The sequence below is a fragment of the Pedococcus cremeus genome, from assembly GCF_900111375.1.
In the GTDB taxonomy this organism is placed as follows: Bacteria; Actinomycetota; Actinomycetes; order Actinomycetales; family Dermatophilaceae; genus Pedococcus_A; species Pedococcus_A cremeus.
Genome location: NZ_FOHB01000005.1, coordinates 73,401 through 99,345 on the forward strand (window position 1 = coordinate 73,401; position 25,945 = coordinate 99,345).

The 25,945-nt window shown below is 73.3% G+C and carries 26 protein-coding genes; 12 read left to right on the forward strand and 14 right to left on the reverse strand.

Annotation, left to right across the window (positions count from 1 at the left end):
- Positions 1 to 108: 108 nt before the first annotated feature.
- The 5 genes from BMW78_RS11100 to BMW78_RS11120 all read right to left on the reverse strand — a co-directional run bounded on the left by BMW78_RS11100 (position 109) and on the right by BMW78_RS11120 (position 6,014).
- The gene (locus tag BMW78_RS11100) at positions 109 to 1,632 is read right to left on the reverse strand and encodes a DUF7059 domain-containing protein (RefSeq protein WP_091759363.1); all 1,524 of its coding nucleotides are present in this window, start codon (positions 1,630 to 1,632) and stop codon (positions 109 to 111) included.
- Complete coding sequence (locus BMW78_RS11105) at positions 1,629 to 2,339, reverse strand: AIM24 family protein (RefSeq protein ID WP_091760027.1); 711 nt, start codon at positions 2,337 to 2,339, stop codon at positions 1,629 to 1,631. The genes BMW78_RS11100 and BMW78_RS11105 overlap by 4 nt, the downstream gene beginning before the upstream one ends.
- A gap of 114 nt (positions 2,340 to 2,453) precedes the next feature.
- The gene (locus BMW78_RS11110) at positions 2,454 to 2,906 is read right to left on the reverse strand and encodes a GNAT family N-acetyltransferase (RefSeq protein ID WP_091759366.1); all 453 of its coding nucleotides are present in this window, start codon (positions 2,904 to 2,906) and stop codon (positions 2,454 to 2,456) included.
- Between the two features lie 94 nt (positions 2,907 to 3,000).
- Positions 3,001 to 5,430, reverse strand: a complete 2,430-nt coding sequence (locus BMW78_RS11115) for a sodium-translocating pyrophosphatase (RefSeq protein ID WP_091759369.1) — start codon at positions 5,428 to 5,430, stop codon at positions 3,001 to 3,003.
- Positions 5,431 to 5,666: 236 nt separating this feature from the next.
- Positions 5,667 to 6,014, reverse strand: a complete 348-nt coding sequence (locus tag BMW78_RS11120; protein WP_091759372.1) for an anti-sigma factor antagonist — start codon at positions 6,012 to 6,014, stop codon at positions 5,667 to 5,669.
- Between the two features lie 80 nt (positions 6,015 to 6,094).
- Here BMW78_RS11120 and BMW78_RS11125 point away from each other — a divergent pair, with 80 nt between their 5' ends.
- Together BMW78_RS11125 and BMW78_RS11130 are read left to right on the forward strand one after the other, a co-directional pair.
- The gene (locus tag BMW78_RS11125) at positions 6,095 to 8,518 is read left to right on the forward strand and encodes a DEAD/DEAH box helicase (RefSeq protein ID WP_245735797.1); all 2,424 of its coding nucleotides are present in this window, start codon (positions 6,095 to 6,097) and stop codon (positions 8,516 to 8,518) included.
- 57 nt (positions 8,519 to 8,575) lie between these two features.
- Positions 8,576 to 9,136 (forward strand): hypothetical protein, encoded by a 561-nt coding sequence (locus BMW78_RS11130; RefSeq protein ID WP_091759378.1) that lies wholly within the window; start codon positions 8,576 to 8,578, stop codon positions 9,134 to 9,136.
- Between the two features lie 8 nt (positions 9,137 to 9,144).
- Here the strand turns inward: BMW78_RS11130 and BMW78_RS11135 are convergent, their stop codons facing one another.
- From BMW78_RS11135 to BMW78_RS11170, 8 genes are all read right to left on the reverse strand, one after another.
- Entirely contained in the window at positions 9,145 to 9,645 is a 501-nt protein-coding gene (locus tag BMW78_RS11135) for an Rv3654c family TadE-like protein (RefSeq protein ID WP_342707728.1), read from the reverse strand.
- Complete coding sequence (locus tag BMW78_RS11140; RefSeq protein WP_091759385.1) at positions 9,549 to 9,911, reverse strand: TadE family type IV pilus minor pilin; 363 nt, start codon at positions 9,909 to 9,911, stop codon at positions 9,549 to 9,551. Before BMW78_RS11140 ends, BMW78_RS11135 begins: the two co-directional genes overlap by 97 nt.
- 14 nt (positions 9,912 to 9,925) lie before the next feature.
- A complete protein-coding gene (locus BMW78_RS21195; RefSeq protein WP_091759388.1) occupies positions 9,926 to 10,180 on the reverse strand; it encodes a DUF4244 domain-containing protein in 255 nt (84 codons plus the stop codon).
- A gap of 45 nt (positions 10,181 to 10,225) precedes the next feature.
- Positions 10,226 to 10,792: a type II secretion system F family protein gene (locus tag BMW78_RS11150; protein ID WP_091759390.1), complete on the reverse strand. Its 567-nt coding sequence runs from the start codon at positions 10,790 to 10,792 to the stop codon at positions 10,226 to 10,228.
- The gene (locus tag BMW78_RS11155) at positions 10,789 to 11,391 is read right to left on the reverse strand and encodes a type II secretion system F family protein (protein ID WP_091759393.1); all 603 of its coding nucleotides are present in this window, start codon (positions 11,389 to 11,391) and stop codon (positions 10,789 to 10,791) included. The genes BMW78_RS11150 and BMW78_RS11155 overlap by 4 nt, the downstream gene beginning before the upstream one ends.
- 152 nt (positions 11,392 to 11,543) lie before the next feature.
- A complete protein-coding gene (locus BMW78_RS11160) occupies positions 11,544 to 12,755 on the reverse strand; it encodes a TadA family conjugal transfer-associated ATPase (protein WP_091759396.1) in 1,212 nt (403 codons plus the stop codon).
- Positions 12,755 to 13,567: a CpaE-like family protein gene (locus BMW78_RS11165; protein ID WP_091759400.1), complete on the reverse strand. Its 813-nt coding sequence runs from the start codon at positions 13,565 to 13,567 to the stop codon at positions 12,755 to 12,757. The genes BMW78_RS11160 and BMW78_RS11165 overlap by 1 nt, the downstream gene beginning before the upstream one ends.
- A gap of 572 nt (positions 13,568 to 14,139) precedes the next feature.
- On the reverse strand, positions 14,140 to 14,982 hold the full coding sequence (locus tag BMW78_RS11170; protein WP_245735798.1) for a Fic family protein: 843 nt from the start codon (positions 14,980 to 14,982) through the stop codon (positions 14,140 to 14,142).
- A gap of 24 nt (positions 14,983 to 15,006) precedes the next feature.
- Here BMW78_RS11170 and BMW78_RS11175 point away from each other — a divergent pair, with 24 nt between their 5' ends.
- The 10 genes from BMW78_RS11175 to BMW78_RS11220 all read left to right on the forward strand — a co-directional run bounded on the left by BMW78_RS11175 (position 15,007) and on the right by BMW78_RS11220 (position 24,971).
- Positions 15,007 to 16,203 (forward strand): sensor histidine kinase, encoded by a 1,197-nt coding sequence (locus tag BMW78_RS11175; protein WP_245735799.1) that lies wholly within the window; start codon positions 15,007 to 15,009, stop codon positions 16,201 to 16,203.
- A 29-nt stretch (positions 16,204 to 16,232) separates the two neighbouring features.
- Positions 16,233 to 16,721, forward strand: a complete 489-nt coding sequence (locus BMW78_RS11180) for a MarR family winged helix-turn-helix transcriptional regulator (protein ID WP_091759403.1) — start codon at positions 16,233 to 16,235, stop codon at positions 16,719 to 16,721.
- 207 nt (positions 16,722 to 16,928) lie between these two features.
- Complete coding sequence (locus BMW78_RS11185; protein ID WP_177180357.1) at positions 16,929 to 17,447, forward strand: MarR family winged helix-turn-helix transcriptional regulator; 519 nt, start codon at positions 16,929 to 16,931, stop codon at positions 17,445 to 17,447.
- A complete protein-coding gene (locus BMW78_RS11190) occupies positions 17,444 to 19,177 on the forward strand; it encodes an MDR family MFS transporter (RefSeq protein WP_245735800.1) in 1,734 nt (577 codons plus the stop codon). Before BMW78_RS11185 ends, BMW78_RS11190 begins: the two co-directional genes overlap by 4 nt.
- Positions 19,178 to 19,321: 144 nt before the next feature.
- Positions 19,322 to 20,137 (forward strand): LytR/AlgR family response regulator transcription factor, encoded by an 816-nt coding sequence (locus tag BMW78_RS11195; protein ID WP_091759409.1) that lies wholly within the window; start codon positions 19,322 to 19,324, stop codon positions 20,135 to 20,137.
- The gene (locus BMW78_RS11200; RefSeq protein ID WP_091759412.1) at positions 20,134 to 20,550 is read left to right on the forward strand and encodes a hypothetical protein; all 417 of its coding nucleotides are present in this window, start codon (positions 20,134 to 20,136) and stop codon (positions 20,548 to 20,550) included. Before BMW78_RS11195 ends, BMW78_RS11200 begins: the two co-directional genes overlap by 4 nt.
- A complete protein-coding gene (locus tag BMW78_RS11205; RefSeq protein ID WP_091759414.1) occupies positions 20,547 to 22,091 on the forward strand; it encodes a sodium/solute symporter in 1,545 nt (514 codons plus the stop codon). Before BMW78_RS11200 ends, BMW78_RS11205 begins: the two co-directional genes overlap by 4 nt.
- 195 nt (positions 22,092 to 22,286) lie before the next feature.
- On the forward strand, positions 22,287 to 22,622 hold the full coding sequence (locus BMW78_RS11210) for a DUF485 domain-containing protein (protein WP_091759417.1): 336 nt from the start codon (positions 22,287 to 22,289) through the stop codon (positions 22,620 to 22,622).
- Positions 22,619 to 24,265 carry a solute symporter family protein gene (locus BMW78_RS11215; protein ID WP_091759420.1) on the forward strand — a complete coding sequence of 549 codons (1,647 nt, stop codon included), beginning with the start codon at positions 22,619 to 22,621 and terminating at the stop codon, positions 24,263 to 24,265. The genes BMW78_RS11210 and BMW78_RS11215 overlap by 4 nt, the downstream gene beginning before the upstream one ends.
- Before the next feature lie 139 nt (positions 24,266 to 24,404).
- Entirely contained in the window at positions 24,405 to 24,971 is a 567-nt protein-coding gene (locus BMW78_RS11220) for an AMIN-like domain-containing (lipo)protein (RefSeq protein WP_245735801.1), read from the forward strand.
- Here BMW78_RS11220 and BMW78_RS11225 read toward each other — a convergent pair.
- A complete protein-coding gene (locus BMW78_RS11225) occupies positions 24,946 to 25,821 on the reverse strand; it encodes a hypothetical protein (RefSeq protein WP_091759423.1) in 876 nt (291 codons plus the stop codon). The genes BMW78_RS11220 and BMW78_RS11225 overlap by 26 nt on opposite strands.
- Positions 25,822 to 25,945: the final 124 nt, after the last annotated feature.

A 25,945-nucleotide genomic window follows, 5' to 3' on the forward strand; every position in this document is an offset into this window, starting at 1 on the left:
ATCACTCACGTTCCCACCGGCTCCTGCCCCGCGTCGACCCGTGGGACCACCACGAGTCGACGCCGCCGCGGCGGCGGACCCGATGTCCGCAGCCGAGCCGATGCCGCCTCAGCGGACGAGGAGGCCGCCGGCGACGAGGTCGCGGATGACGGGGAGCGCTGAGGCGCGCAGCTCGTCGGCGGGCACGTCGAGCAGCGAGGCGATGGCAGTCAGCGCCTGTCCCGCGGTGAGGTCGCCGTCGCAGACGCTGGCGAAGGCCGCCATCGCCGTGTCGAGCCGGACCGCCCGACCGAGGCCGCCACCCTGGCGCAGCAGGATGACGCTGGGGTCGTCGGCGCCGGGTCGGCCGTGGCGCTCCTCGGTGACGTCGGGGGCGCAGCGCCACGCCACGGCCAGCAGGTCGTCGTCGGAGTGCTCGGCCAGCCAGGTGCGGGACCGCAGGCCTGCGAGCACGGCCGGGCCCATCGGCGCGGCCACCCGCCCGGTGGCCTCCTCGAGGCAGACGAAGGGCTCACGGCCGGTGGCCGGGCGCTGCAGGGTGATCACGCCGAAGCCGATCGCGGTGACGCCGCGGGAGGCGAAGTCGTCGAGCCACGCGGCATACATCGACGCGAACTCCGCTGTGGCACTGTGGTGCCCGCCGTCGCGGGCCCAGGTCTCGGCATACTGCGCGGGGTCCTGCAGCTCGCGCTGCACCACCCAGGCGTCGAGGCCGGTGCCGGCCACCCAGCCGCGGACGCGGTCGCGCCAGTCGGCGTCGCCGACGATCTCCCAGTTGCCGAGGAACTGCGCGATGCCGCCCGGCTCGAGGTGCTCGCCGATCGAGCGGACGAGGTCGGCGACGATGGTGTCGCCGGAGGCGCCGCCGTCTCGGTACTCGAACAGCGGCACCCCCGCGCGCCGCGGCGTGATGACGAACGGCGGGTTGCTGACGATGAGCCCGAACCGTTCTCCGACAAGGGGTTCCAGCATCGAGCCGGCACGCAGCTCCCACTCCACCTCGTTGAGCAGGGCGTTGAAGCGCGCGTAGGCGAGGGCTCGCTCGGAGATGTCGGTCGCGGTGATGTGCCGGGCGTGGGCGCCGAGGTGCAGGGCCTGCACACCGCAGCCGGTGCCGAGGTCGAGCGCCCGCTCCACCTGGGGGCGCGGCGTCCAGGACGCCAGCGTGGTGGAGGCGCCGCCGATGCCGAGCACGTGGTCCTCGCGCAGCGGCTGCCGGGTGGCGAGCTCCGACAGGTCGGAGGCCACCCACCACTCGTGCTTCTCGTCGCCGTAGGGCCGCAGGTCGCACGTCGCGACGACGCCCGGTCCTTGGAGCGTGACCAGGCCGAGGTCGAGCGCGCCGGTCACCCCCAGCGTCGGCAGGGCAGCACCGGCCTCGGCCTCGTCGACCGCGTCACCGAGCGTGAACAGCCGCACGAGGGTGGCCACGGGGCTGTCCGCGTCTGCCGTCACCCGCTGGGCCGGCAGGGTCTGCTCGCGGTCGAGCGCGGCGCCGGCCAGCGGGCCGAGCAGGGCGGACACGCCGTCGACGGTGTAGCCGGCGGAACGGAGGTCGGCCCGCAGGCGGCCGACGAGCGCGGCGTCGGCGCGCGGCGGTGCGGTCGTGGAGGTGGTCACCTGCCGGCTCATCCGTCCAGGAACCCGCCGAGGTTGAACCCGCCCCCACCCTGCTGCTGGGTCGGCGCGCCCATCCACTCGCTCGGCTGGACCACCACGAAACCCGGGCCCTGGAAGGCGTACTGGAACGCCTCGCCCGAGCCGCCGCGCAGCATCGAGCGCACGTTCATGCTCGAGACCAGCTGCGGCACCAGGCTGGCCGACCACGCGACGCACGCCTCCACGTCGACGTAGGTCGGCTGGGTGCTGCAGTCGAGCACGACCGGCTGCCCGACGGCCGTGATGGCGACGGTGCCGGTGCCCTGCAGCGTGGTGTTGAACAGGCCGCCGCTGGCCATGCCCGCGCCCTGTACCCGCTTGATGTCCCAGTTGACGCTGGAGTCGAAGGCGAGCAGGTTGCGCGCGTTGACCGACAGCCCGTCGCCGGTGAGGTCGAGCAGGTAGACGTAGCCGGCCGCAGCGGCGAAGAACACGTCGCCGGTGCCGGAGACCCGCATGAGCGAGACGTCCTCCCCCGTGACGACCTTCTTGAACATCTTGCCCATGGAGCCGGACTTCTCGTGGTCGAAGCGGATCGACCCCTGGTAGGCCACCATCGCGCCCTTGACGGCCAGGACGTCACCGCCGAGGTGCACCCGCAGCATCTGTGGGTTCTGCAGCGCGAACCGCTGGTCCGCCTGGACCTCGAGGTTGGCCTGCTCGAAGAGGGCACTGTGCATGCGCACAGGGTATGCCGCGGTGCCCGCCTCACCGCGGCGGCATACCGGTCCCTGCGCCTCGCCCTCAGGGCCTGCCGGACGGCTCAGGGGGGGGCACCCGGGGCCCTGGCTGGCTCAGGCGAGGGGCAGGCGGTAGGCGAGCCAGGTCGAGCGCTCGGCGCCGGTGGCGTCGTAGAGGCGCTGAGCCCGCGCGTTGTCGGGTGCGGTCTCCCAGGCCAGATCCTCACACCCGTGGTCGCGCGCCAGTTCCGCACACGCGTCGAGGAGCATTCGCCCCACGCCTCGGCCGCGCGTGCCCTCGAGGACGAAGAGGTCCTCCATCACCGCGAGCGGGCTGCCGGTGGCGGTGTCCCAGCTCCACAGCACGGTGGCGAACCCGACCAGCTCGCCGGACTCCGCGCGGGCCACCAGCTGGCTGCCCCCGCCGGTGCCCTCGCAGAAGGCGCGCGCCATGCCGAGGAGCGCGTCGTCGTCAGGATGGACGCCGTAGAAGGAGCTGTAGCCACGCAGCAGCGGCAGGAGGTCGGGCAGCGCCTCGACGGTCGACGGCTGGACCACGCTTCTCATACCCGAGCACCCTAGCCGCGCGGCACGGGACGGGAACGGCGGCGGCCGGCGCCACCACCAGGGTGACGCCGGCCGCCGGCTGCTCGTCGGGAGCTCAGTGGCGCAGGTTGTCCTGCTCCAGCTCGCTGCCGTGGGTGTGGTCGCCGTCGGGGCCCGGGCCGTGACCCGGCACGTGGGCGTGGGCCACGGCGGCCTCCTCCTCGCCGAGCTCCTCGGGGGACTCGCCACCGATGGCGAGGTCGCGCGACTTGGAGACGGCGACCGCGCCGATCACGATGACCAGGGCCGCGGCGGCGATGCCGTAGCGCAGGACGGGGCTCTCGCCGTTGCCGACGGTGAGGGTGACGATGGCGGGGGCGATCAGCACCGACACCAGGTTCATCACCTTGATGAGCGGGTTGATGGCCGGGCCGGCGGTGTCCTTGAACGGGTCACCGACGGTGTCACCGATGACCGTCGCGGCGTGGGCGTCACTGCCCTTGCCACCGTGGTGGCCGTCCTCGACGATCTTCTTCGCGTTGTCCCACGACCCACCGGAGTTGGCGAGGAACACCGCCATGAGGGCACCGGCGCCGATGGCACCGGCGAGGAAGCCCGCCAGGGCGCCGATGCCGAGGCCGAATCCGACCGCCACGGGCATGAGCGCCGCGAGGAGACCGGGCGTTGCAAGCTCACGCAGCGAGTCCTTGGTGCAGATGTCGACGACCTTGCCGTACTCCGGCTTGGTGGTGCCCTCCATGATCCCGGGGATCTCGCGGAACTGGCGGCGCACCTCGAAGACGATCGCCCCGGCCGCCCGGGTCACGGCGTTGATGGCCAGACCCGAGAACAGGAACACCACGGCCGCACCGAAGATCAGGCCGACCAGCACACTCGGCGTGACCACCTGCAGGTCGAACATCGACTGGACGTACTTGCTCGGCTCCTGGGTCAGCTCGCCGGCGTTGGCGATGCGACGCAGCTCGGTCTGCCAGGCGTCGCTGTAGGAGCCGAACAGGGCCGTGGCGGCCAGGACCGCGGTGGCGATCGCGATGCCCTTGGTGATGGCCTTGGTGGTGTTGCCCACCGCGTCGAGGTCGGTGAGGATCTGCGCGCCCTCGCCGTCGACGTCGCCCGACATCTCGGCGATGCCCTGGGCGTTGTCGGAGACCGGCCCGAAGGTGTCCATGGCGACGATGACGCCCACCGTGGTCAGCAGGCCACAGCCGGCGAGCGCGATGAGGAACAGCGACAGCGCGATGGAGCCGCCACCGAGGAGGAACGCGAGGTAGACCGCGCCGCCGATGATCGCCGCGGTGTAGACCGCCGACTCCAGGCCGACACCGATGCCGGAGAGGACGACCGTGGCCGCACCGGTGAGGGAGGTGCGGGCGACGTCCCGGGTCGGGCGCTTGTCGGTGCCGGTGAAGTGCCCGGTCAGCCACAGGATGATCGCGGCGAGCACGATGCCGATGATGACAGCGCCAATCGCGACGATGCGCGGGTTGCCGTCGAGGGCCTGGATCTCCTGGTTGTTGCTGCCGAGACCGGCGAAGGTGGACGGCAGGTAGAGGAAGGCGGCGATGGCGGACAGCACCGCGGAGATCACCGCGGAGATGTAGAAGCCGCGGTTGATGGCCTTGAGGGCGTTCTCACCCGGGCGGACCTTGGTGATGAAGACGCCGATGAGGGCGGTGACGGCGCCGATGGCCGGGACGATGAGCGGGAAGACCAGGCCGTACTCGCCGAACGCGACCGAGCCCAGGATGAGCGCGGCCACCAGCGTCACGGCATACGACTCGAAGAGGTCGGCGGCCATGCCGGCGCAGTCGCCGACGTTGTCGCCCACGTTGTCGGCGATCGTCGCCGCGTTGCGCGGGTCGTCCTCGGGGATGCCTGCCTCGACCTTGCCGACGAGGTCGGCGCCGACGTCGGCGGCCTTGGTGAAGATGCCGCCACCGACACGCATGAACATCGCGAGCAGGGCAGCGCCGAAGCCGAAGCCCTCGAGCACCTTGGGCGCGTCACCCTTGTAGAGCAGCACCACCACGGAGGCACCGAGCAGGCCGAGGCCGACCGTCGCCATGCCGACGGTGCCGCCGGTGCGGAAGGCGATCCGCATGCCGGAGTCGCGGTCGCCGTCGCGGGCGGCCGAGGCCACGCGCACGTTGGCCTTCACGGCCAGGCTCATGCCGAGGTAGCCGATGGAGGCCGAGAAGAGGGCGCCGACGATGAAGAAGCCGGAGCGGCCCCACCGGACACCGGCGGTGTCGGCCGGCAGCAGGAGCAACAGGCCGAAGACGAGGACGACGAAGATGCCGAGCGTCTTGAACTGCCTGGCCAGGTAGGCCTGGGCTCCCTCTTCCACGGCTGCGCCGATTTCCTGCATCTTCTCGGTGCCGGGGTTGGCACGGAGCACCTGCTGTCGGAAGAAGACGCCCATGACCAGAGCGACCACCGCGATGGCGGCGACCACGATGGCCAGGGTGAGATTGGTGCCGGTCAGCGACAGATCAGCCGCTGCGGCGGACGCGAGGCCCGACATTCCATCCTCCTTGATGGGTGGCATGACGCCGTCCCCCTGGCGCACCACGGACCCGCGGTACTGAGACGGTTGTGGCGACAGTAATGCACATCACAACCGCATGGAGGTGCTGTGAGGACCTTCACACCGGCGATTTGCCGCAGTTCAGGACGGTTTCGCGCCCACTGCGCAGTAACGCGTCCGTGACGGCCGCATGAACGTTCCCCCCGGGCGCGTTGCGCCTCGGGCAGGGGCGGTCAGCCCTGGGCTGCCGCGGCCTGGGCGGAGTCGACCGAGTCGTAGATGTGGAACACCTTGTCGAGGCCGGTGATCTTGAAGACCTTGAGGATCCGGTCCTGGCTGCTGACGATCCGCAACGTGCCGTTCTGGCCGCGCACGAGCTTGAGGCGCCCGACGAGCACCCCCAGGCCGGTGGAGTCCATGAAGGTGACGTCCTCGAGGTCGACGATGAGGTCGGTCCGACCCGCAGCGACCTGCCGGTCGAGCGCCTCGCGGAGGAGCGGCGCGGTGTAGACGTCGATCTCGCCCCCGACGTGGACGACAGTCAGCGCGCCATGGTCGCTGGTGGAGACCGAAAGGTCCACGGGCGCACCCCTTCTTCTTCGCAGTGTCCTGACCGGACGCACTGGCGTCATCACCGTGCGTTCGGTTTACCGTATCGGCAATGTCCAGCACTCCAGAACAGCGGATGTCCGGCGCGCCGTTCGACCCGGCCTCCGCGCTGGCCCGGCTGGCCTCCGGCAGCCGGGCGGGAAGGCTGCTGCACGTCCACGAGGTGCCGGCTCGGCAGGCCCGCCGGGCCGAGTGGCCGTCGTGGGTCCACCCGGCGGTGTATGCCGCGTTCGCCAGCTCCGGTGTCACCTCCCTCTGGTCCCACCAGGCGCAGGCGGCCGAGCTGGCACGGGCCGGTGAGCACGTCGTCATGGCGACCGGGACCGCCTCCGGCAAGAGCCTGGGCTACCTCGTGCCGGTGCTGTCGTCGCTCGTCGAGGGCGCGGACGCCCCGACGGGCCGAGGGGCCACCGCGCTGTACCTGTCGCCCACCAAGGCGCTCGCCGCCGACCAGGTGGCGCGGCTGCAGGCCCTGGCGATCCCGGGGCTGCGGGCCGCGACCTACGACGGCGACACCCCGCAGGAGGAGCGGCGCTGGATCCGCGAACACGCCCAGCTCGTGCTCTCCAACCCCGACCTCGTGCACCACTCGCTCCTGCCGCAGCACCAGCGCTGGGCGCCGTTCCTGCGGGCGCTGCGCTACGTCGTCATCGACGAGTGCCACGTCTACCGCGGCGTGTTCGGCTCCCACCTGGCCGCCCTGCTGCGGCGGCTCCGGCGGGTGGCCGCCCGCTACGGCGCCTCCCCCACCTTCGTGCTGGCGTCGGCGACCGTGCGCGATCCCGCCCTGCACGCCCAGCGGCTCACCGGGCTCCCGGTGCACGCCGTGGAGGAGGACGGGTCGCCGCGTGAGGCCATGACCTTCGCGCTGTGGGAGCCGGGCGACCTCCCCGGCCGGGACGCAACCGGTGCGCCGTTCGACGGCCCCGGCGGTGAGGACGTCGACACCTCCGGGGAGACCCCGGCGCGGCGCAGCGCCACGAGCGAGGCGGCCGACCTCCTCGCGGACCTCGTGGCCGGCGGGGTGCAGACCGTGGCCTTCGCCCGCTCCCGCGCCGGCGTCGAGGCGCTCGCCGGCAGCGCGCGGCGCTCGCTCGGCGAGGTGGCGCCGGGGCTGGAGGCCGCCGTCGCGGCATACCGGGGCGGTTACCTGCCCGAGGAACGCCGGAGGCTGGAGCGGTCGCTGCGCGAGGGCTCCCTGGTCGGGCTGGCCGCGACCAACGCGCTCGAGCTCGGCATCGACATCAGCGGCCTCGACGCCGTGCTGCTCGCCGGATGGCCGGGCACCCGGGCGTCCCTGTGGCAGCAGGCCGGTCGCGCCGGCCGCGCCGGCACGCGCTCGCTCGCCGTGTTCGTGGCCGCCGACGACCCCCTCGACACCTACCTGGTGCACCACCCGGAGGCGGTGTTCGGGCAGTCGGTCGAGGCGACCGTCATGGACCCGGAGAACCCGCACGTGCTGGCACCCCACCTGGCCGCGGCGGCCGCGGAGCTGCCCCTGACCGAGGCGGATCTGGGGCTGTTCGGCCAGGACGCGCGCGCCCTGGTCGAGGCCCTGGTCGCACGCGGCATCCTTCGCCGGCGGCCCACCGGCTGGTACTGGGCTCGCACCGACCGAGCCACGGACCACGTCTCGCTGCGCGGCTCCGGGGAGGTGGTCGGGATCGTCGAGCGGCGGACCGGTCGGGTGCTCGGCACCATCGACGAGGAGTCGGCCCACTCGCAGGTGCACACCGGGGCGGTGCACGTGCACCAGGGAGAGACCTACGTGGTGACCGACCTCGACCTCGAGGGCCGCACCGCCTGCGTGGTACGCGGAGACCCCGGCTGGAGCACGTTCGCGCAGTCGGACAGCGCCTTCGACATCGTCGCAACCGAGCGCTCGTTCCACTGGGGCCCGGTGACGGTTTCGTTCGGTCCGGTGAAGGTGCACACGCAGGTCACGTCGTTCCTGCGGCGGCTGCCCAGCGGCGAGATCATCGGGACCCACCCGCTGGACCTGCCCCGGCGCACCCTGTCGACCAAGGCCGTGTGGTGGACGATGCCCGTCGAGGTGCTCGAGGCGTGCGGAGTCGAGGAGCCGGACATCCCCGGTGCCGCGCACGCGGCCGAGCACGCGGCCATCGGCATGCTGCCGCTGGTGGCCACCTCGGACCGCTGGGACATCGGCGGCGTCTCGACCGCCCTGCACCCGGACACCGGGCTTCCCACCATCCTCATCTACGACGGCCACCCCGGTGGAGCCGGCTTCGCCGAGCGAGCCTTCGACGCCTTCACCACCTGGCTGGGCGCCACCCGGGACGCCATCGCCTCCTGCGGCTGCGAGCGCGGCTGCCCCGCCTGCGTGCAGTCGCCCAAGTGCGGCAACGGGAACGACCCGCTCGACAAGGCCGGCGCCGTCGCGCTGCTGTCCATGGTCCTCGCATGGGGAGAGGCCGCCGTCTCTCGAAAGGCGCAGGTCACGGCTGCGGGCTAGCCTCGTCAGGAGGGCAAGGACGCGAACAGCGTCCCCTGACGACGGAGGTACCGGACCGTGATCGTGCTCGGACTCATTCTCATCGTCCTGGCAGTGGCCGCCGGGGCAGTTCTGTTCATCGCGACCCAGCCGTTGACGGACCCGGTGTCGCTGGAGGCGCTCGGTGTCCAGGCCAAGGTGCTGCCCCTGGTTCTCCTGATCGCCGGGGCAGCCGTCCTGCTGCTCTTCTGGCTGGGGCTGGTGATGGTCCGCGGCAGCGTGCGCCGCAAGGCCCGCCGTCGCCGCGAATCCAAGGAGCTCGCGCTCCAGGCCGAGCGCGAGGCCGAGGCCCGTCGCGCAGCCGAGGCTCGCGCCGAGGAGGCCCGTCTCGCCGACAACCGCGGGAGCTACCGGGACGACCGCAAGGCGGAGACCCTGCCCCCCGCTCGTTACGCGGACACCCGCGAGCGTCCCGGTGACGGTTGGGCCGACGACGCCCCGACCGGTCGCCATGCCGCCCCGACCACGACTGCGACGCGGGTGGACGACTCGGACACCCGCACCACTGCACAGGACTCGCCGTCGATGGCGGACCGGCTGATGGGCCGCGACAAGCACCGCGACGGCGGTCGCGCCTGACGTCGACGTCACGGCACCGTTCCCGCGCGCGCCCGTGCCCGCGCTGGCCCCAGGGCCAGTGTGGGCACGGGCGCGTTGACGTCGACCCGCACCTCCACCGTCACCCGGCCCTCGGCGTCTGTGATGCAGGCAGTCAGGACAGCGCCGTTGGCTGCCGCGACCAGGCCGGCCCGTGCACACGCCCCTGCCGCGGCGACCGGTGCTGACGGCGCGCGTTGAACCGCGGCGCCCGCCAGTGCCGACAGGTCGGCCGCAGCGCGCGCCGTGTGGGTCGCCCGGACGACGGCGACCAGCGCCAGCCCACCGAGCAGGCACAGGAGCACTGCCCCCACGGCTGCCACGCCCAGCACCGTGCCGGATCCCTGTTCCGGGGAGGCGCGCCCGAGCCGGTGCCCCGGAGAGCGGAGCCACCTCACGGCAGCCCCTCGCTGGGCGCGGAGCCGCTCGCGATGGCGTCCTCGCGCGCCGCGACCGCGTCGGCCGAGGGCCGCACCGAGAGTCCGACCCACCTCAGTCCCACCACCGGCGGCGCCGTCACCACGACGGTGACGTCCGTCGGCCCCGTGGTCAGGTGCACCTCTGAGCCCGACGGCGCGAGCCTCTCGGCAGCCGTGACGGCCTGACCGGGCAGCTCCCCGCGGGCCGCGAGCCGCGCGGCGGCCCGGGCGGCGTCGACGCACCTCACCTGGTCGGCCCCGGCCGAGAGGGCCGCGAGGGACAGCCCCAGCACGAGCACGACGCTCGGCATGGCGACGGCCAGCTCGACCGTCGCCATGCCTCGTTCGCGGGCTACGACCCGACCCCGAGCGCCGAGGTGATCACGCTCGCGAGGGCCGACTTCACCGGCCCGGACTTGACCACCGCGAGAAGCACCGCGGCGAAGGCCACCGCCGCGAGGGTGCCGACGGCATACTCCGCCGTCGTCATGCCCGCCGCGGCCGTGGCCCTCACCGCGCTCACCCGGGTCCGCAGCGCCCGTCCCGCCTGCGCGAACCGCGCCTGCCCCGGCCGGCGTGCGACCCACCTGCGCGTCGTTCGTGTCATGGTCTTCCCCTTTCCGCCGGCCGGCAGCCGGCACCAACCCGGCCCTCATGGGCCGAGGACCGTGTGGGCGATCGCCATCACCACCGGCACGACGGCGGTGCAGGCGAACGCCGGGAGGAACGCCAGCGCGAGCGGCAGGACGAGCCCGACGCCTGCCCGTGCGGCGGAGCTCTGCAGGCGGCGATCCTCGGCATCCCGGACGCGCCAGGAGGCGTCCTCCACCAGCTGGGCGGGCCCTGCTCCGGCACGCTCGGCGACCTCCCAGGCGAGGGCCGCCGGCCGCCAGGCCTCGGGCACGTGCGACCACGCATCCCGTGCCGGCTGGCCCCAGCGCAGCGCCGCGGCGACCGTGCGCAGGTGTGCCGCGACCGGGCCGGGGTCCGAGCCGGCCACCCGCTCGAGCGCCTCCTGCTGCCCCATGCCGGAGCGGAGCGCGAGGGAGAGCAGCACCAGGGCATCGGCGACGTCGTAGCTCGTCGCCGCCTGTCGGCGTGCGGAGTCGGTCGACGGAGCCCCTCGCCCGAGCACCCTGCCCCGGGGCGGCAGCTCGCTCCTGCGCGGCGCGACCAGCACGGCGAGGGCCGCCAGCGCGGCGACGAGCAGGGGGCTCACGGACCGTCTCCGACCGTCGAGGGCCGCAGGGCCCGACGCATGATGGCCCGGCTCCAGAGCCAGCCCGCCCCGGCGAGGACGACCCCGACCGTGGCACACAGGGAGCCCGCTGTGGTGCCGTAGAGCTCCGAGGGGCCGAGACCGAAGAGCAGCCCGATCACCGGTCCGCTGGCGGGGAGCAGGGCCAGCAACACCATGGAGGCCCGGGCCCCGGCTGTCGCCGCCGAGAGCGCGCTCGCGGCGGCCTGTCGGGCCCGCAGGCTCCGCGAAGCGACACCCAGGGCGACCGAAAGGGGCACGCCGGCCTCCTCGCTCAGCGACCAGGCGCGCGCGACGAAGCCGACCTCGGAGCTGCGCCCGGTCACCGCCGTCCTGGCCCAGACCGTGGCCAGCGACCCACCGCCGCGGGCCGCACGACCCAGCTCGTCGACCAGTGCGCCGAGGGGCCCGTGACCGACGGCCCCTGCGGCCATCTCGACGGCGGCCGCCTCGGTCGCCCCGGCGCGCAGCGCGGGCACCATGAGCTCGAGCAGCTCCGCGAACGCGGCGTCGTCGACCGCCCCCACGCCGGCGCTCCGGCCACGACGCAGCCGGGCCACGCGCCCCTCCAGGGCATGCGCGGCGGCACCTGCGACCGAGCCTGTCACCGGACCCGGGAGCCTCCCGCTCCATGGCCCGCTGGGCCGGCGCGAGGGCCAGACCAGCACCGCCGTGACGGCGAGGACCACCAGCAGCCCAGGTGCGAACCCACTCACCGCGGCACCCCGAGGAGCTCGGCCAGGCGCGGCCACCCGGGGCCCTTGCCGGCAGTTCCGCCCGGCGTGGGCGGGCACTCGAGCGCGACGGACACGCCGACGCCGCCACCAAGACCGGCGCCGCCACCAGCACCCACGCCGGCAACGCTGCCGCCGTCGCGCTCCTCGAGGCCGCCGCCTCGGTGGAGGACCGACAGGGAGGCCATATGGCGGCCGCCACGGCTGCGCCGAAGGTGGACGACCGCCTGGACGGCGCTGACCAGCTGGGCGTGCACGGCGGCCCGGCCGAGCCCGGCCAGCGCTCCCAGGGCCTCGAAGCGGGGCACCACGTCGGCCGGGCTGTTCGCGTGGACGGTGCCACCGCCGCCGTCATGGCCGGTGTTCAGGGCTGCGAGGAGCTCACGGACCTCGGCACCGCGGACCTCGCCGACGACGAGCCGGTCGGGGCGCATCCGCAGGGCCTGGCGGACGAGGTCGACGAGCGTCACCTCACCCGCTCCCTCCACGTTGGCCGAGCGCGACTGGAGCCGCACGACGTGCGGGTGGGCGACCGACAGCTCGCGCACGTCCTCGACCAGCACGACCCGTTCATCGCCGGGCACCTCGGCCAGCAACGCCCCGAGCAGGGTCGTCTTGCCGCTGCCGGTGCCGCCGGTGACCAGGAAGGAGACGCGACGTTCGACCAGCCGCCGCAGCAGGTCGCCCGTGCCGGCGTCGAACATGCCGGCGACCTGAAGGTCGTCGAGGCGGCTCAGCGAGCGACGCGGCACCCGCAGGCTGAGGTGCGCCCCGCCGTCGACAAGGGGTGGCAGGACGGCGTGCAGCCGCACGCCACCGGGGAGCAGGCCGTCGACCCACGGCTGCGACTCGTCGAGGCGCCGACCAGCCTGCCCGGCGAGGCGGACCGCGAGCAGCCGTGCGGCGTCAGCGCCCAACGGCTCGCCCGCGGCCGCTTCGAGGCCGTCGCCCCGGTCGAGCCAGATGGAGCCGTCGCCGTTGACCAGCACGTCGGTCACCAGCGGGTCGCCCAGGTACGGCTCCAGCGGCCCCGCACCGAGCAGGGCCGCCCCGAGGGCCGCCCGAACCTCCCCTGCCCCGACCGTGCCGAGGCGCACGGTGTCGGCGGCCACCAGCTCGTCGAGCTCCTCGGGTGCCGGTGCCCTCCCGCGGCGGATCGCCTCGCGGATTCCAGCGTCGAGCGGGCTCATCAGGCGACCCCCCGGTGGGCATCCTCGCCCTCGAGCGGCCGGACGAGCGGCCGGACGAGCGGCCGGACGATGAGGTCGTCGAGCAGGCCGAGGCAGAGCCCGCCCAGCGAGGACCGACGGCTCAACCCCGGGGTCAGCCCCCGCTCGGCGTCGCGGGCCACCCGGCCGTCGTCGCGGCACCGTGCCGCCAACGGCAGGCCGAGGTGGTCGGCCACGGCTGCGGCCAGCTCACCGGTGGAGCCTCCGCCCCGCAGCACGAGCCTGGCGTCGGTCGGTGCCGAACCAGACGCTGCCTGCGCCAGCACTGCCCGTGCGGCGACCGCGTCGGAGAGGTGTCGGGGCGTCGCACCGGCCAGGAGCAGCACCACGTCGCACGCGTCGACCAGCGGCGGCGCGGCGTCCGCGCGCGCAAGGTCGACGACCACCAGGTCGGCCGTCGACCGCAGGGCGGCGACCACCGAGGCCACCACCTCCGGGGGCGGATGCGGGCCTCCCGGGACGGTCGAGAGCACCCACGCCGCGCCGGCCATGGGCAGCTCGTCGGCGAGGTCGAGGCCGGACACCTCGCCGCGCGTCCCGGCCAGGTCGGACCAGCGCAGACCGGGCACGTGCTCGACACAGGCGGTCACGTCGAGACCACCACCGGCGACAGCGCCGTCGACCACGACGGCAGGCACGCGTCCTCGGAGGCCCCCGTCGCGCGCGGCGACCACCGCGAGGGCGACGGCCAGTGTCGAGGCGCCCAGACCGCCGGAGGCGCTGAGCACGCCGACGACGCGACCGGAGACGGGAGGCGGGGCGTGGGAGGGCATGGGTCCACCGTGGTCGCGAGCGACCCCCGGTCCCAGCGCGGTTCGGCGCCCTGTGCACGGCGTGACGAACACGACCGGGCTGTGGACGGCGGCCGGGCGCACATCAGGCGGCAGAGGTGCCCCGGAAAAGGGGACGGCCCCGGTCGGGGGGACAACCGGGGCCGTCGACGCGCCATGCTCCGGGGGGGAGGAGCTGGTGCGCCGGCTCGCTCGACCCCGAAGGGGAGCGAGCACTGCAATGGTGGACCTTTAAACCGCCCAAAGCAACTCCTGACGGGTGTTTTGCTTCACACCGCGTTCACCGGGGCGTCGCGACGGGGCGACCACCCGCTCTGGCCGGCGCCCCCACACGAGATGGCACCCCGCCTGGGCGGGGTGCCATCGGCCGTGAGCCGTCTCGGGTTACCAAGCGTGCAGAGGCGATGTCGCATCGGGACAAGCCCGCCACGACCGGTCCATCAGTGGACTTCCCGCACGTGGGTGCCCAGCAGGCTCACGGTGGTTCGTGCACCTCCTGTGTACCCCACTACGGCGTCGAACGTAAGCCTTGACTTTTGCCCGCAGGAGCGCCGTCAGAGGAACCGGCCGGCGCGCACCGCGTCGCAGATCCGCTCGCCCTCCTGCGCACCGGCGACCACCGCCTTCGAGCAGTGCTCGAGCCACAGCGCCACCCCTTCCGGGGTGCCCGTGCCGTATGCCGCCAGCGCACCGAGGTAGGCCGGCCCGCCCTGGGCGCCGTGACCGGCCTCGGGCACGGCCACGCCAGTGGGGTCCAGGCCGGTGGACTGGATGACCGCCCGCTCCAGGGCCCGGGCGACGGCGCCGTTGCCCCGCACGAACGGCCGCACGTGGGCGACCTCGGCGTGCACGAGGGCCGCGATGACGACCGCGGGCACCTGGTCACCGGCCAGCAGCACGTCGACGATGCCGGCGAGCCGCTCCTGCACGACGTCGGCGCCGGGAGCCGGCCCGATGTCGACGAACTCGGCGCTGTCCTCTCCCGCCTGCCGGGGACGGCCGAGCTGCTCGGGCTCGACCAGCCCGGAGGCCGCTGCCACGTGCAGCCGGGCGAGGGCCTGCAGGGGTGCGGTGCGCAGCATGGGGCCGAGGCGCTCGGTCTCCGCGGTCGCCTGCACGACGCCCCGCGCGACCTGCTCGACGGGGTCGGGGTCCTCGGGCCAGGGGGTGGCGCCGCGCATGAGGTCGCGGACCAGCTCGACGGAGAGGTTCGCACCCTCGAGGGCCGCGCTGGCGTGGGCGCCGCGGACCCGCGACTCGGCCGCGGCCTCAGGGATCCTGCGGCGGAGCGCCTCGTGCCAGCGCAGGCGAGTGCACGCCTCGCGCGCCGCGGTGGTCTGCTCGGGCACCCCGGGAAGGGAGGCGAGCCGGTTCAGCGAGGCAGCGACGTCGGGCACGGGCAGCAGCCTAGAGTTCGCCGTGTGTCGGGCAGCTTCCACCTCCCCACGGCGATCGTGGTCACCGGGGCCTTCCTGCTCGTCATGGGTCTGGTGCGGCTGCTGCGGCAGGGTCGCCGCGGGTCGCGCGGCTTCGTTTCCGACGTCGACCACGCCACCCACGCGACCCTGCACACCGCCTCGATGGCGTCGCGCCACCTGCAGGACGGCCTGACGCCCGAGGGCACCGCCCGCGCGGCCAAGCACCTGCGCGCGCTGCTCGGCTCCCCCGCGATCGCCGTGTGCGACCCGTTCTCCCTGCTGGCCTGGGAGGGGGTCGCCGACCACCACCGCGACCGGGCTCGGGCCGACGCGGAGGAGGTGCTCACGACCGGCCGCACGATCGTGCTGGGCCAGGACGCGGTCGGCTGCGACGACCCCGACTGCCCCGTCAAGACCGCCGTCATCGCCCCGGTGGTGACCGAGGACCGCGTGGTCGCCTCGATCGCCGCCTACGGCCCCCAGGCCTCTGCCGGCCTCGCGCGCGCCACCGAGGAGGTGGCTCGCTGGGTCGCGACGCAGGCCGAGCTCGCCGAGCTCGGCCGGGAGCGGACCCGCACCATGGAGGCCGAGCTGCGGGCGCTGCGCGCGCAGATCAGCCCGCACTTCATCTACAACTCCTTGGCCGCCATCGCGTCCTTCGTGCGCACCGACCCCGAGCGGGCGCGCGAGCTGCTGCTCGAGTTCGCCGACTTCACCCGCTACGCCCTGCGCCGCGGCGGCGCCTTCACGACGCTCGCCGAGGAGCTGCGCAACGTCGAGCGCTACCTGACCCTGGAGCAGGCGAGGTACGGCGACCGCATGCGCATCTCGCTCATGGTCGCGCCCGAGGTGCTTCCGGTGACGGTGCCCTACCTCGCGATCCAGCCCATCGTCGAGAACGCGGTGCGCCACGGCATCGCCGGCAAGGAGGGCGGCGGCCAGGTCAGCATCGTGGCGACCGACCGAGGGTCCGAGGCCGAGATCGCGATCGAGGACGACGGCACCGGCGCCGAGCCCGAGGTCATCCGCCGCGCCCTCGACGGCCTGGCGGACTCCGACAGCGTGGGACTCGGCAACGTCGACGCCCGGCTGCGCCAGGTCTACGGCGACGACTTCGGCCTCGTCGTCGAGACAGCGCCGGGGGCCGGGACCAAGGTGACCTTCCGGGTGCCGAAGTACGCCCCGGGCGTGCACGCCTGACCGGGCAGGGACCCCCTAGGCTCCCTGCCGTGAGCACCACCCGTCCTGACGCCCCGCACGGCGCAGACCGTCCCACCGCCGACAGCCGCGCGGTGGTCGAGCGTGAGCTCACCCGGTTGTTGCGGCGCGCCCGCGCCTCCTCCGCGCGCATCGCGGCGGACGTGCACCCCGACCTCGACGCGGCGGCGTATGCCGTGCTGGTCGCGATCGTCGACCTCGCCGCCGCCTCGACGGCGGGCGTCCACGCCGCCCTGCTCGCCGAGGCGGTGGGCCTGCACAAGTCGACGATGAGCCGCAACCTCGCCCAGCTCGAGCAGCTCGGCCTCATCGAGCGGGTGACCGACCCCGCCGACGCCCGGGCCCGGCTGCTGCGGCTCACCCCGCTCGGTGAGGAGTCGGTCGAACGCTCGCGCCGCGGCCGCCGCGAGCGCCTGGCCGCCCAGCTCGACGACTGGTCCGACGCCGACCTGAGACGTCTCGGCACCCTGCTCGGACGACTCAACGACAGCATCTCCTGACCTCTCGGGGAGCTCGCCCATTCGCCCGCGCGGCGCGGGCGGCATACCTCTCCTCCTTCCCGACTTCTGGCCACCGACTCGGCGCGGGGCCGCCGTCTGCGCGCCCGTATGCCGCGTGAGTGGCCGGACGTCGGGGCCCCACGCCGGCTTTAGTTGCATATGGCAACCATGTTCTCTATAGTTGCTTACCGCAACCAAAGGAGTTCCATGTCCATCCCAGCCTCACGGACCGACGACGCCGCAGACCTCCTGTCGGCCGTGCTGGTCCTGGTCCGCACCGCCCGTGCGGTGGGGCACCGCCGGACCCAGGCCCTGGGCCCCAGCGGCACCCCGTATGCCGTCCTCAAGACCCTGGCGGCCTGTGACGCCCGCGCCGGCGACCTGGCCACCGCCCTGGGCGTGAGCCCGTCGGTGATCTCCAGGGCACTCGTGCCCCTGGAGCAGGCCGGCCTCATCGAGCGTCGGCACGACGCCGACGACGCGCGAGCCTGGCGCCTGACCCTCTCCGACCTCGGGCGGCAGACCTTGGAGGAGCAGCACGCCGAGTACGTCCGGCTCTTCACCGAGTCCCTGTCCGACTGGGACGACGACGAGCTGCGGAACGCCACCAAGGCCCTGATCCGCCTCGAGCAGGTCATCGGCGAGCAGGCCGACAGCTTCCGCACCGCACACAACCCCATCCCCCTTGCAGCACCGACCCCTGCAGCACAGGAAGTCACCGCATGAGCGTCGCTCCGCCCCACACCAGGGCCACCACCGAAACCGCCCCGTCGTCACCCGCCGGCGGCGACAAGCCGATGTCGCACCGCGAGGTGCTCGAGGCCATGACCGGCCTCATGGCCGCGCTCTTCACCGCGATGCTGTCGTCGACCATCGTCTCGACGGCGCTGCCGACGATCCTGGCCGACCTCAAGGGCACCCAGAGCCAGTACACCTGGATCATCACCGCCTCGCTGCTCGCCACCACGGTCAGCACCCCGATCTGGGGCAAGCTCTCGGACCTCGCCAGCAAGAAGGTCCTGGTCCAGCTCTCGATCGTCGTGTTCGTGCTCGGGTCCGTGGTCGCCGGCATGGCGCACAACGTCCCGCTCCTGATCGGTGCCCGCGTGCTGCAGGGCCTGGGCATGGGCGGCCTGACGGCGCTCACCCAGTCGATCATGGGCGCGATCGTCTCCCCGCGTGAGCGTGGTCGCTACGGCGGCTACATGGGTGCCGTCATGGCGGTCAGCACCGTCAGCGGACCGCTCCTCGGTGGGCTCATCGTCGACACCCCGTGGCTCGGCTGGCGCTGGACCTTCTACCTCTGCATCCCCCTCGCCGTCATCGCCCTCGTGCTGCTGCAGAAGACGCTGCACCTCACCACCGTCAAGCGGCGCGTCCAGTTCGACTACCTCGGGGCTGTGCTCATCGCCGGTGGCGCCAGCCTCCCGCTCCTCTGGGTGACCTTCGCCGGCCACGACTTCGCCTGGCTGTCCTGGCAGACCGCCGCCTACCTGGGCGCCTCGCTGGTGCTCCTGGCCGCGGCGACCGTCGTCGAGCTGCGCCACCCCGAGCCGCTCGTGCCGCTGCGCGTGCTGGGCAACCGCACCGCCGTGCTCGTCATCATCGCCAGCATCTCGGTCGGCACGGCCATGTTCGGCGGCTCGGTCTTCCTCACCCAGTACCTCCAGGTGGCTCGCGGCTACAGCCCCACCGAGGCCGGTCTGCTGACCATCCCGGTCATGCTCGGCTCGTTCGTCGCCGCGACGGTGGCCGGGCAGATCATCACCCGTACCGGCACGTGGAAGGTCTTCCTCGTCATCGGCGGCGTGCTGCTCACCGCAGGCCTCGGCGGCCTGGGCACCCTCGACCACACCACGCCCATCTGGCGCGCCAGCGTGTTCATGGGCCTGATGGGCCTGGGCATGGGCTGCCTGATGCAGAACCTCATGCTGGCGGTGCAGAACACCGTCGACGTCACGCAGATCGGAGCCACCTCGGCCACCGTCTCGTTCTTCCGCACCCTCGGTGGTGCGGTGGGCGTCTCGGTGCTCGGCGCCATCCTCGCGACCCGCATCAAGGACGGCATCGCCGAGGGCCTGGCTGCCATGGGCGTCAAGGCCGGCGGCGGCTCCGCCGGGGCCAGCCTCGACATCAGCGCGCTGCCGAAGCCGATCGCCACGCTGGTGCGGTCCACCTACGCCGACGCCACCGGTCACATCTTCGTGATCGCCGCGGTCATCTCGCTGGTCGCGCTGGTGGCCGTGGTGTTCATCAAGGAGGTGCCGCTGCGCACGTCGGTGCACCTGGGCGAGGCCCAGGAGGCCGCGACCGCTCCCGCAGTCGCCGCCCCCGACCTCGGCGAGCCGGCCGAGGTGGAGCTCCGCACGGTCGCCAAGGAGGCCGCCGAGGCCACGGAGGCCACCGAGGCCACCGAGGCCGAGGAGTCCGTCGAGTGGGAGACCGCGCGCGCCTGACGTCAGGGACCCGCACGGCCCGGACGGGCGAGGGCCCGCACGGCCCGCACCGCCCGGAGACGGGCGGTGCGGGCCTTCGCACGTCCGGGCCCAGCTGCGCGGGCCTGACCCGAACGAACCGGCGCTCGTCGTAGGCTCCCCCCTGTGGCGAGCGCCGGAACGGGTTCCTCCGCTGAGCGCCGCCCCGAGCCCGCCAGTGCCGGCGGGGCGGGCGGTGCCCGTCTGCGCGCCCTCGTCGTCGATGACGAGCTGCCTGCCCTGGAGGAGCTCGGCTGGCTGCTGCGGCAGGACGACCGCATCGGCGAGGTGCGCACCGCGAGCAGCGGCACCGAGGCGCTGAGGGCCCTGGAGGAAGGGCCGGTCGACGTCGTCTTCTCCGACATCAACATGCCCGGGCTCAACGGCATGGACCTCGCCCGGGTGATCGCCCGCTTCGCTCAACGTCCCAAGATCGTCTTCGTCACGGCATACGACCAGCACGCGGTCGACGCGTTCGCCGTCGACGCCACCGACTACGTGATGAAGCCGGTGCGTCCGGACCGGCTGGCCGAGGCGGTCCGCCGGGTGGTCGAGGGCTCCGGCGACGGCCCGGAGGCCGGTGCGCCGGCGCAGCCCGAGGATGAGACGATCCCCGTCGAGCTCGGTGGGGTCACCCGCTTCATCTCCCGCAGCCAGATCCGCTACGCCCAGGCCCAGGGCGACTACGCGCGGCTGCACACCGACACCGGCTCCCACCTGGTGCGCATCCCGCTCACCACGCTCGAGGAGCGCTGGGGCGCAGCCGGTTTCGTGCGCATCCACCGCAGCACCCTGGTCGCGCTGCCGCACGTGCGCGAGGTGCGCATGGAGCACGGCCGCTGCACCGTGGTGCTCGACGGGGCCGAGCTGCAGGTGAGCCGGCGACACACCCGCGAGCTGCGCGACCGGCTGCTGCGGGCCCCCCGCCACGCGGCGCCATGACGCCCGGGAGGACTGCGGAGGGTGCCGACCACCCCGACCGGCTCGCCCGACCGCCCCGGGTGCGGGTCACCAGCTCCCGCCGCGGCGCGGCTACCCGGCGCGACCTGCGGCCGCTGACGCGCGACCTCGACGAGCAGACCGACCTCGGTGAGGTCTACATGGCGGGGCTGATGTCGGCGCAGCTGCGCCTCGCCTCGCGGGTACTCATCTTCGGCGCGCTCGGCCTGGGCGGCCTGCCGCTGCTGTTCCTGCTGGTGCCCGACACCCGCACCCTCGAGGTCGTGGGCCTGCCGTTTCCCTGGCTCGTGCTCGGCGTCCTCGTCTACCCGGTCGCCCTGCTCGTGGCCCGCTACTACGTGCGCCAGTCCGAGCGCATCGAGCGCGAGTTCAGCCAGGTGGTGGGCCGGCGGTGAACACCGTCTACGGCGTCACCGCCATCGTGCTGGTCTGCCTCACGACGCTCGGGGTCGGCGCCTTCGGGCTGCGCCTGTCGCGCACGACGAGCGACTTCTACGTCGCCGGTCGCACCGTCACCCCCTACCGGAACGCCAGCGCCATCGGGGGCGAGTACCTCTCCGCCGCAAGCTTTCTCGGCATCGCCGGACTGGTCTACTCCAGCGGCCTCGACATGCTGTGGTTCCCGGTCGGCTACACCGTCGGCTACGTCGTCCTCCTGGTGCTGGTCGCTGCCCCGCTGCGCCGATCGGGCGCCTACACGCTGCCCGACTTCGCCGAGGCCAGGCTCGAGAGCAGCCGCATCCGGCTGCTCTCCTCGCTGCTCGTGGTCGGCATCGGGTGGCTCTACCTGCTGCCCCAGCTGCAGGGCGCGGGTCTCGCGCTGCGGGTGGTGACCGGAGCACCGACCTGGGTCGGCAGCCTGGTCGTGGTGCTCGTCGTCATCGCCAACGTGGCGGCCGGGGGGATGCGCTCCATCACCCTGGTGCAGGCGATGCAGTACTGGTTGAAGCTCACCGCGATCGCCGTCCCCGCGTTCGTGCTCCTCACCGTCTGGCTCGGCGACGGCAGGCCGGGCCCCCAGCTCACCGCAGGCACCGCCGTCGACTGGGCGCAGCCGCTCAGCGGCTTCGGCGGCCAGGACCACCCGGTCTACGCCACCTACAGCACCCTGCTCGCCCTGGCGCTCGGCACGATGGGCCTCCCGCACGTGCTGGTGCGCTTCTACACCAACCCCGACGGCCGGGCAGCCCGGCGGACCACGCTGACCGTCGTGGCGCTGCTCGGCCTGTTCTACCTGTTCCCTCCCGTCTACGGCGTGCTCGGCCGGGTCTACCTGCCGCACCTGCCCGACGGCCTGCGGGCCGACTCGATCGTGCTCGCCCTGCCCGAGGCCGTGGTGCCGGGCAGCTTGGGCGAGGTCCTGTCCGCGGTGCTCGCCGGTGGCGCGTTCGCGGCGTTTCTCTCCACCGCGTCCGGCCTGACGATGTCGGTGGCCGGCGTCCTCGACCAGGACCTCCTGCGCGGCCGCCTCGGCCGCCTCACCGGCGAGGACGCCACCGTGGTGCAGGGCTTCCGGCTCGCCACCGTGCTCGCCATGGTGGTGCCGTATGCCGCGGCGCGCTTCGTCGAGCCCATCGGGCTCGCCACCACGGTGGGGCTGGCGTTCGCCGTGGCCGGGTCGACGTTCTGCCCACTGCTGGTGCTCGGCTCGTGGTGGCGCGGGCTCAGCACGGTCGGCGCCGCCGCGGGCCTCGTCTCGGGGGGTGTGCTCGCGGCGGGGGCGGTGCTCATCACCATGCTGGCCGGTCCCATCAGCGGGTGGCCCGGCGCCCTGCTCGGGCAGCCGGCGGCCTGGACCATCCCGATCGCCTTCAGCGTGGCCGTCGTCGTCTCCCTGGCCACGCCGGCCCGCATCCCTCGGCACACCGCCCGCACCATGGTGCGGCTGCACACCCCCGAGGACCTCGGGCTGGAGCGCAGCACGCGCCACCGCTGACCGGGGAGCGGACCGCCGGTGAGCGACCGTTGGTCGCTCGACGCCGACCGTTCGGCGCAGTGTGACGCGCCACACACCTACGGTGACGCCCACCCGGCGCGCACCCGCGCGCCGCATCTTCTGCCCGCCACACCCCGTCGCGACAGTGGGCCCCAAACCGCGGGAGCCGCCCGCGTGAGGCCACGGAGGTGCACAGTGAGCAACGAAGCTCGCGAACACACCGGAACCGAGTACGAGGAGCTGCAGCGCACCGAGGAGTTCGGTGAGCTGCGGCGACGGTTCCGCAGGTTCGTCTTCCCCATGACCGCGCTGTTCCTGGCGTGGTACTTCCTCTACGTCCTGCTCGCCGCCTACGCGCCGGACTTCATGTCGCAGAAGGTGTGGGGCGAGATCAACGTCGGGCTCCTCTTCGGCCTCGGGCAGTTCGTCTCCACGTTCGTCATCACGGTGCTCTACGTCCGGTGGGCCGACCGCGAGTTCGACCCCCGCGCCCAGGCCCTGCACGACCGTCTTGAAGGGGGCCGTCCGTGAACGCCTTCGTCGTCCCGGCTGCCACCAACGTCGGCAGCCCCGCGCTGAACATCACGATCTTCGGCATCTTCGTCGCGGTCACCCTCGTCATCGTCATCCGGGCCTCGCGCAGGAACGTGTCGGCAGCCGACTACTACGCCGGCGGCCGGGCCTTCTCGGGCAGGCAGAACGGCATCGCCATCGCCGGTGACTACCTGTCGGCCGCGTCGTTCCTCGGCATCGCGGGCGCCATCGCCCTCACCGGCTACGACGGCTTCCTCTACTCGATCGGCTTCCTCGTCGCCTGGCTGGTGGCCCTGCTGCTGGTGGCCGAGCTGCTCCGCAACACCGGCCGGTTCACGATGGCCGACGTGCTGAGCTTCCGGCTCAGGCAGCGCCCGGTGCGCACCGCGGCGGCGATCTCCACCCTCGTGGTGAGCTTCTTCTACCTGCTGGCCCAGATGGCCGGCGCTGGTGGCCTGGTGTCCCTGCTGCTCGGCCTCGACGGTGACACGGCGCAGAACATCGTCATCGCCCTCGTCGGCGTCATCATGATCACCTACGTGCTCATCGGCGGCATGAAGGGCACCACCTACGTCCAGATCGTCAAGGCCAGCCTGCTCATCGCCGGCTCGATCGTGATGACCGTGTGGGTGCTCGCCAAGTTCGGCTTCAGCCTCTCCAACGTCATGGGCGCAGCGGTCGACAACTCGCCCAAGGCGGGCGAGAAGCTTCTCGGCCCGGGCCTGAAGTACGGCACGTCGAACCTCACCAAGATCGACTTCATCTCGCTGTCGCTGGCCCTCGTGCTCGGCACGGCCGGCCTGCCGCACGTGCTCATGCGGTTCTACACGGTGCCGTCGAGCAAGGAGGCCCGGAAGTCGGTGGAGTGGGCGATCTGGCTGATCGGCCTCTTCTACCTGCTCAGCCTCGTCATGGGCTACGGAGCGGCCGCCCTGGTCGGCCCGGGCAAGATCCTCTCCGCCCCGGGCAAGGCGAACTCCGCCGCACCGCTGCTGGCCTTCGAGCTCGGAGGCGAGATCCTGCTCGGCCTGATCTCGGCGATCGCGTTCGCGACGATCCTGGCGGTCGTCGCGGGCCTGACCATCACGGCGAGCGCCAGCTTCGCGCACGACATCTACGCCCAGGTGATCAAGCGGGGTCAGGTCAACGCCGACGCCGAGGTGCGGGTCGCCCGCATGACCGCGCTGGTGATCGGCGCCGTCGCCATCCTCGGTGGCATCTTCGCCAAGAACCAGAACATCGCGTTCCTGGTGGCACTGGCCTTCGCCGTCGCGGCGAGCGCCAACCTGCCGACCATCCTGTACTCGCTGTTCTGGAAGCGGTTCAACACCCGCGGCGCCCTGTGGAGCCTCTACGGCGGCCTCATCTCGGTGATCACGCTGATCGTGTTCAGCCCCGTGGTGTCCGGCAAGGCTCCCCTGGTCGAGGGCGGCCCGAGCCCGTCGATGATCACCGACCCGAGCGTGGACTTCAGCTGGTTCCCGCTCGACAACCCCGGCATCATCTCGATCCCGCTGTCCTTCTTCCTCGGCTGGCTGGGCACGGTCACCAGCAGCGAGAAGGCCAACGAGGTGAAGTTCGCCGAGATGGAGGTGCGCAGCCTCACCGGCCACGGCGCCGAGAAGGCGGTCGCGCACTAGCCGCTCTCCGGGCACGGCAGCGCACGACAGGCGCGGTATGCCGGGTGGTCACCACCCGGCATACCGCGCCTCTGCACGTGGCTCGCGTCAACCGCGGCACCGTGTGCCACGTCAGTGGGGTGTCCGAAAGGGGGACACCATGCCACTCACCTCGCGTGCGGTCGTCCGACCGCTCCTCCTCGCCCTCGTCGTCGGAACGGTCCCGCTGACCGCCGCCGCGGCCACCGCCTCCACCCCCGCGGCCACGCCGTACTGCGGCATCCGCTGGGGATCGCTGGCCAAGACGAGCAGCACCTCCGTCGCCGGGCCGATCACGAACGTGCGGTCAGGCCGGCACGCCTGCTACGACCGGCTGGTCATCGACCTCAAGGGCAAGGCGCCCGGCTACACCGTGAAGTACGTCAACACCTTCACCGGTGCCGCGTCAGGGCTGCCGATCCCCCTGCGCGGTGGCGCGAAGCTGTCGGTCACGGTCAACGCACCGGCCTACACGCCCAAGGGCACCGCCAGCTACACGCCGGCCCACCGGGCCGAGGTCGTCGACGTCACCGGCTACCGGACGTTCCGGCAGGTGCGGTGGGACAGCAGCTTCGAGGGCCAGACCCAGCTCGGCCTCGGGGTCCGGGCGCGGCTGCCGTTCCGCGTGTTCACCCTGCAGGACGCGACCACCAGCCGGCTCGTCATCGACGTGGCGCACCACTGGTGACGCGCGCGGCCGGCTGGGTCGCGCCGCCGGTCGGCGCCCAGCGGCGCCGCACCGGGGCCAGGACCACCCGGCCGACGACGAGCACGACCGCCAGGGCGGCGGCGACCCAGAACCATCCGACGTGACCGGTGAGCAGGTCGGTCGCGGCGTGCTGCCACTGGGTTCGGAGGAAGCTCCAGGCCGCCTCGACCACCAGGCGCAGCTCGCCGCGCTTTGAGCCCACGTCCATCCGGGGGTGCAGGATGTCCCAGCCGTGCCGCAGGGCGAGCGCGCCCAGCGAGACGGCGAGCCACAGCAGGAGCACGCCCGCGACGGCCCACAGCGTCGGCGCGACGCGGTCCCACGTGGCGACGGCGAAGGGCAGCGCCAGCGCCACCGCGAGCGCAGCGCCCGTGGGCCAGGTCGCCTGGGTGAGGGCCGCGACCACGGCGAGCACGCCCGCGACCGCCACCGGTCCGCGACCGGCGCGGCGGCCGACGAGCAGGCCCACGACCGCTGCGGCGAGGAGCAGCAGCACGAGCACCTCGCGCTCGTCCGGCGCGCTGTCGACGGCCGGGGCACTCATCCACCAGGCGAGCGCGCTGCAGCCGGCGACGACGGCCAGGCGCGGCCAGGGGGCGGCGACGAGGGCAGCCACCACGGCGGCCGACGCGGTGGCGGAGAGCACCACCACGTCACCGTCGATCGCGCGGAGCGGCACGTGCAGCCACGCGTCGAGGCCCCAGAAGCCGGTGGGCCACCACAGCAGCGCGGCCGCGACGACGGCGACCAGCGGCCGGCCCCGGCGCCAGGCGGCGGACAGCGCGGCACGCCTGTCGAGGGGTTCGCGCGAGACGGCGTCGTCGGCCACGGAGCGAGGTTAGCGGCTGCCGCTGGCCCGTGCGGGGCACACCGCTCGTCGCACCCACGGCCCGCCGGGCGAGCGCGTCCGGGGTTCCGCTTGATGCCGAGGAGCGGAGGAGGTTGGGTAGGGA

Excerpts from the sequence above, each read along its gene's own strand:
- BMW78_RS11100 (WP_091759363.1), bottom strand. The coding sequence starts at position 1,632 with ATGAGCCGGCAGGTGACCACCTCCACGACCGCACCGCCGCGCGCCGAC.
- BMW78_RS11105 (WP_091760027.1), bottom strand. The coding sequence starts at position 2,339 with ATGCACAGTGCCCTCTTCGAGCAGGCCAACCTCGAGGTCCAGGCGGAC.
- BMW78_RS11110 (WP_091759366.1), bottom strand. The coding sequence starts at position 2,906 with ATGAGAAGCGTGGTCCAGCCGTCGACCGTCGAGGCGCTGCCCGACCTC.
- BMW78_RS11115 (WP_091759369.1), bottom strand. The coding sequence starts at position 5,430 with ATGTCGGGCCTCGCGTCCGCCGCAGCGGCTGATCTGTCGCTGACCGGC.
- BMW78_RS11125 (WP_245735797.1), top strand. The coding sequence starts at position 6,095 with ATGTCCAGCACTCCAGAACAGCGGATGTCCGGCGCGCCGTTCGACCCG.
- BMW78_RS11140 (WP_091759385.1), bottom strand. The coding sequence starts at position 9,911 with ATGGCGACGGTCGAGCTGGCCGTCGCCATGCCGAGCGTCGTGCTCGTG.
- BMW78_RS21195 (WP_091759388.1), bottom strand. The coding sequence starts at position 10,180 with ATGACACGAACGACGCGCAGGTGGGTCGCACGCCGGCCGGGGCAGGCG.
- BMW78_RS11160 (WP_091759396.1), bottom strand. The coding sequence starts at position 12,755 with ATGAGCCCGCTCGACGCTGGAATCCGCGAGGCGATCCGCCGCGGGAGG.
- BMW78_RS11165 (WP_091759400.1), bottom strand. The coding sequence starts at position 13,567 with ATGCCCTCCCACGCCCCGCCTCCCGTCTCCGGTCGCGTCGTCGGCGTG.
- BMW78_RS11185 (WP_177180357.1), top strand. The coding sequence starts at position 16,929 with ATGTCCATCCCAGCCTCACGGACCGACGACGCCGCAGACCTCCTGTCG.
- BMW78_RS11190 (WP_245735800.1), top strand. The coding sequence starts at position 17,444 with ATGAGCGTCGCTCCGCCCCACACCAGGGCCACCACCGAAACCGCCCCG.
- BMW78_RS11200 (WP_091759412.1), top strand. The coding sequence starts at position 20,134 with ATGACGCCCGGGAGGACTGCGGAGGGTGCCGACCACCCCGACCGGCTC.
- BMW78_RS11220 (WP_245735801.1), top strand. The coding sequence starts at position 24,405 with ATGCCACTCACCTCGCGTGCGGTCGTCCGACCGCTCCTCCTCGCCCTC.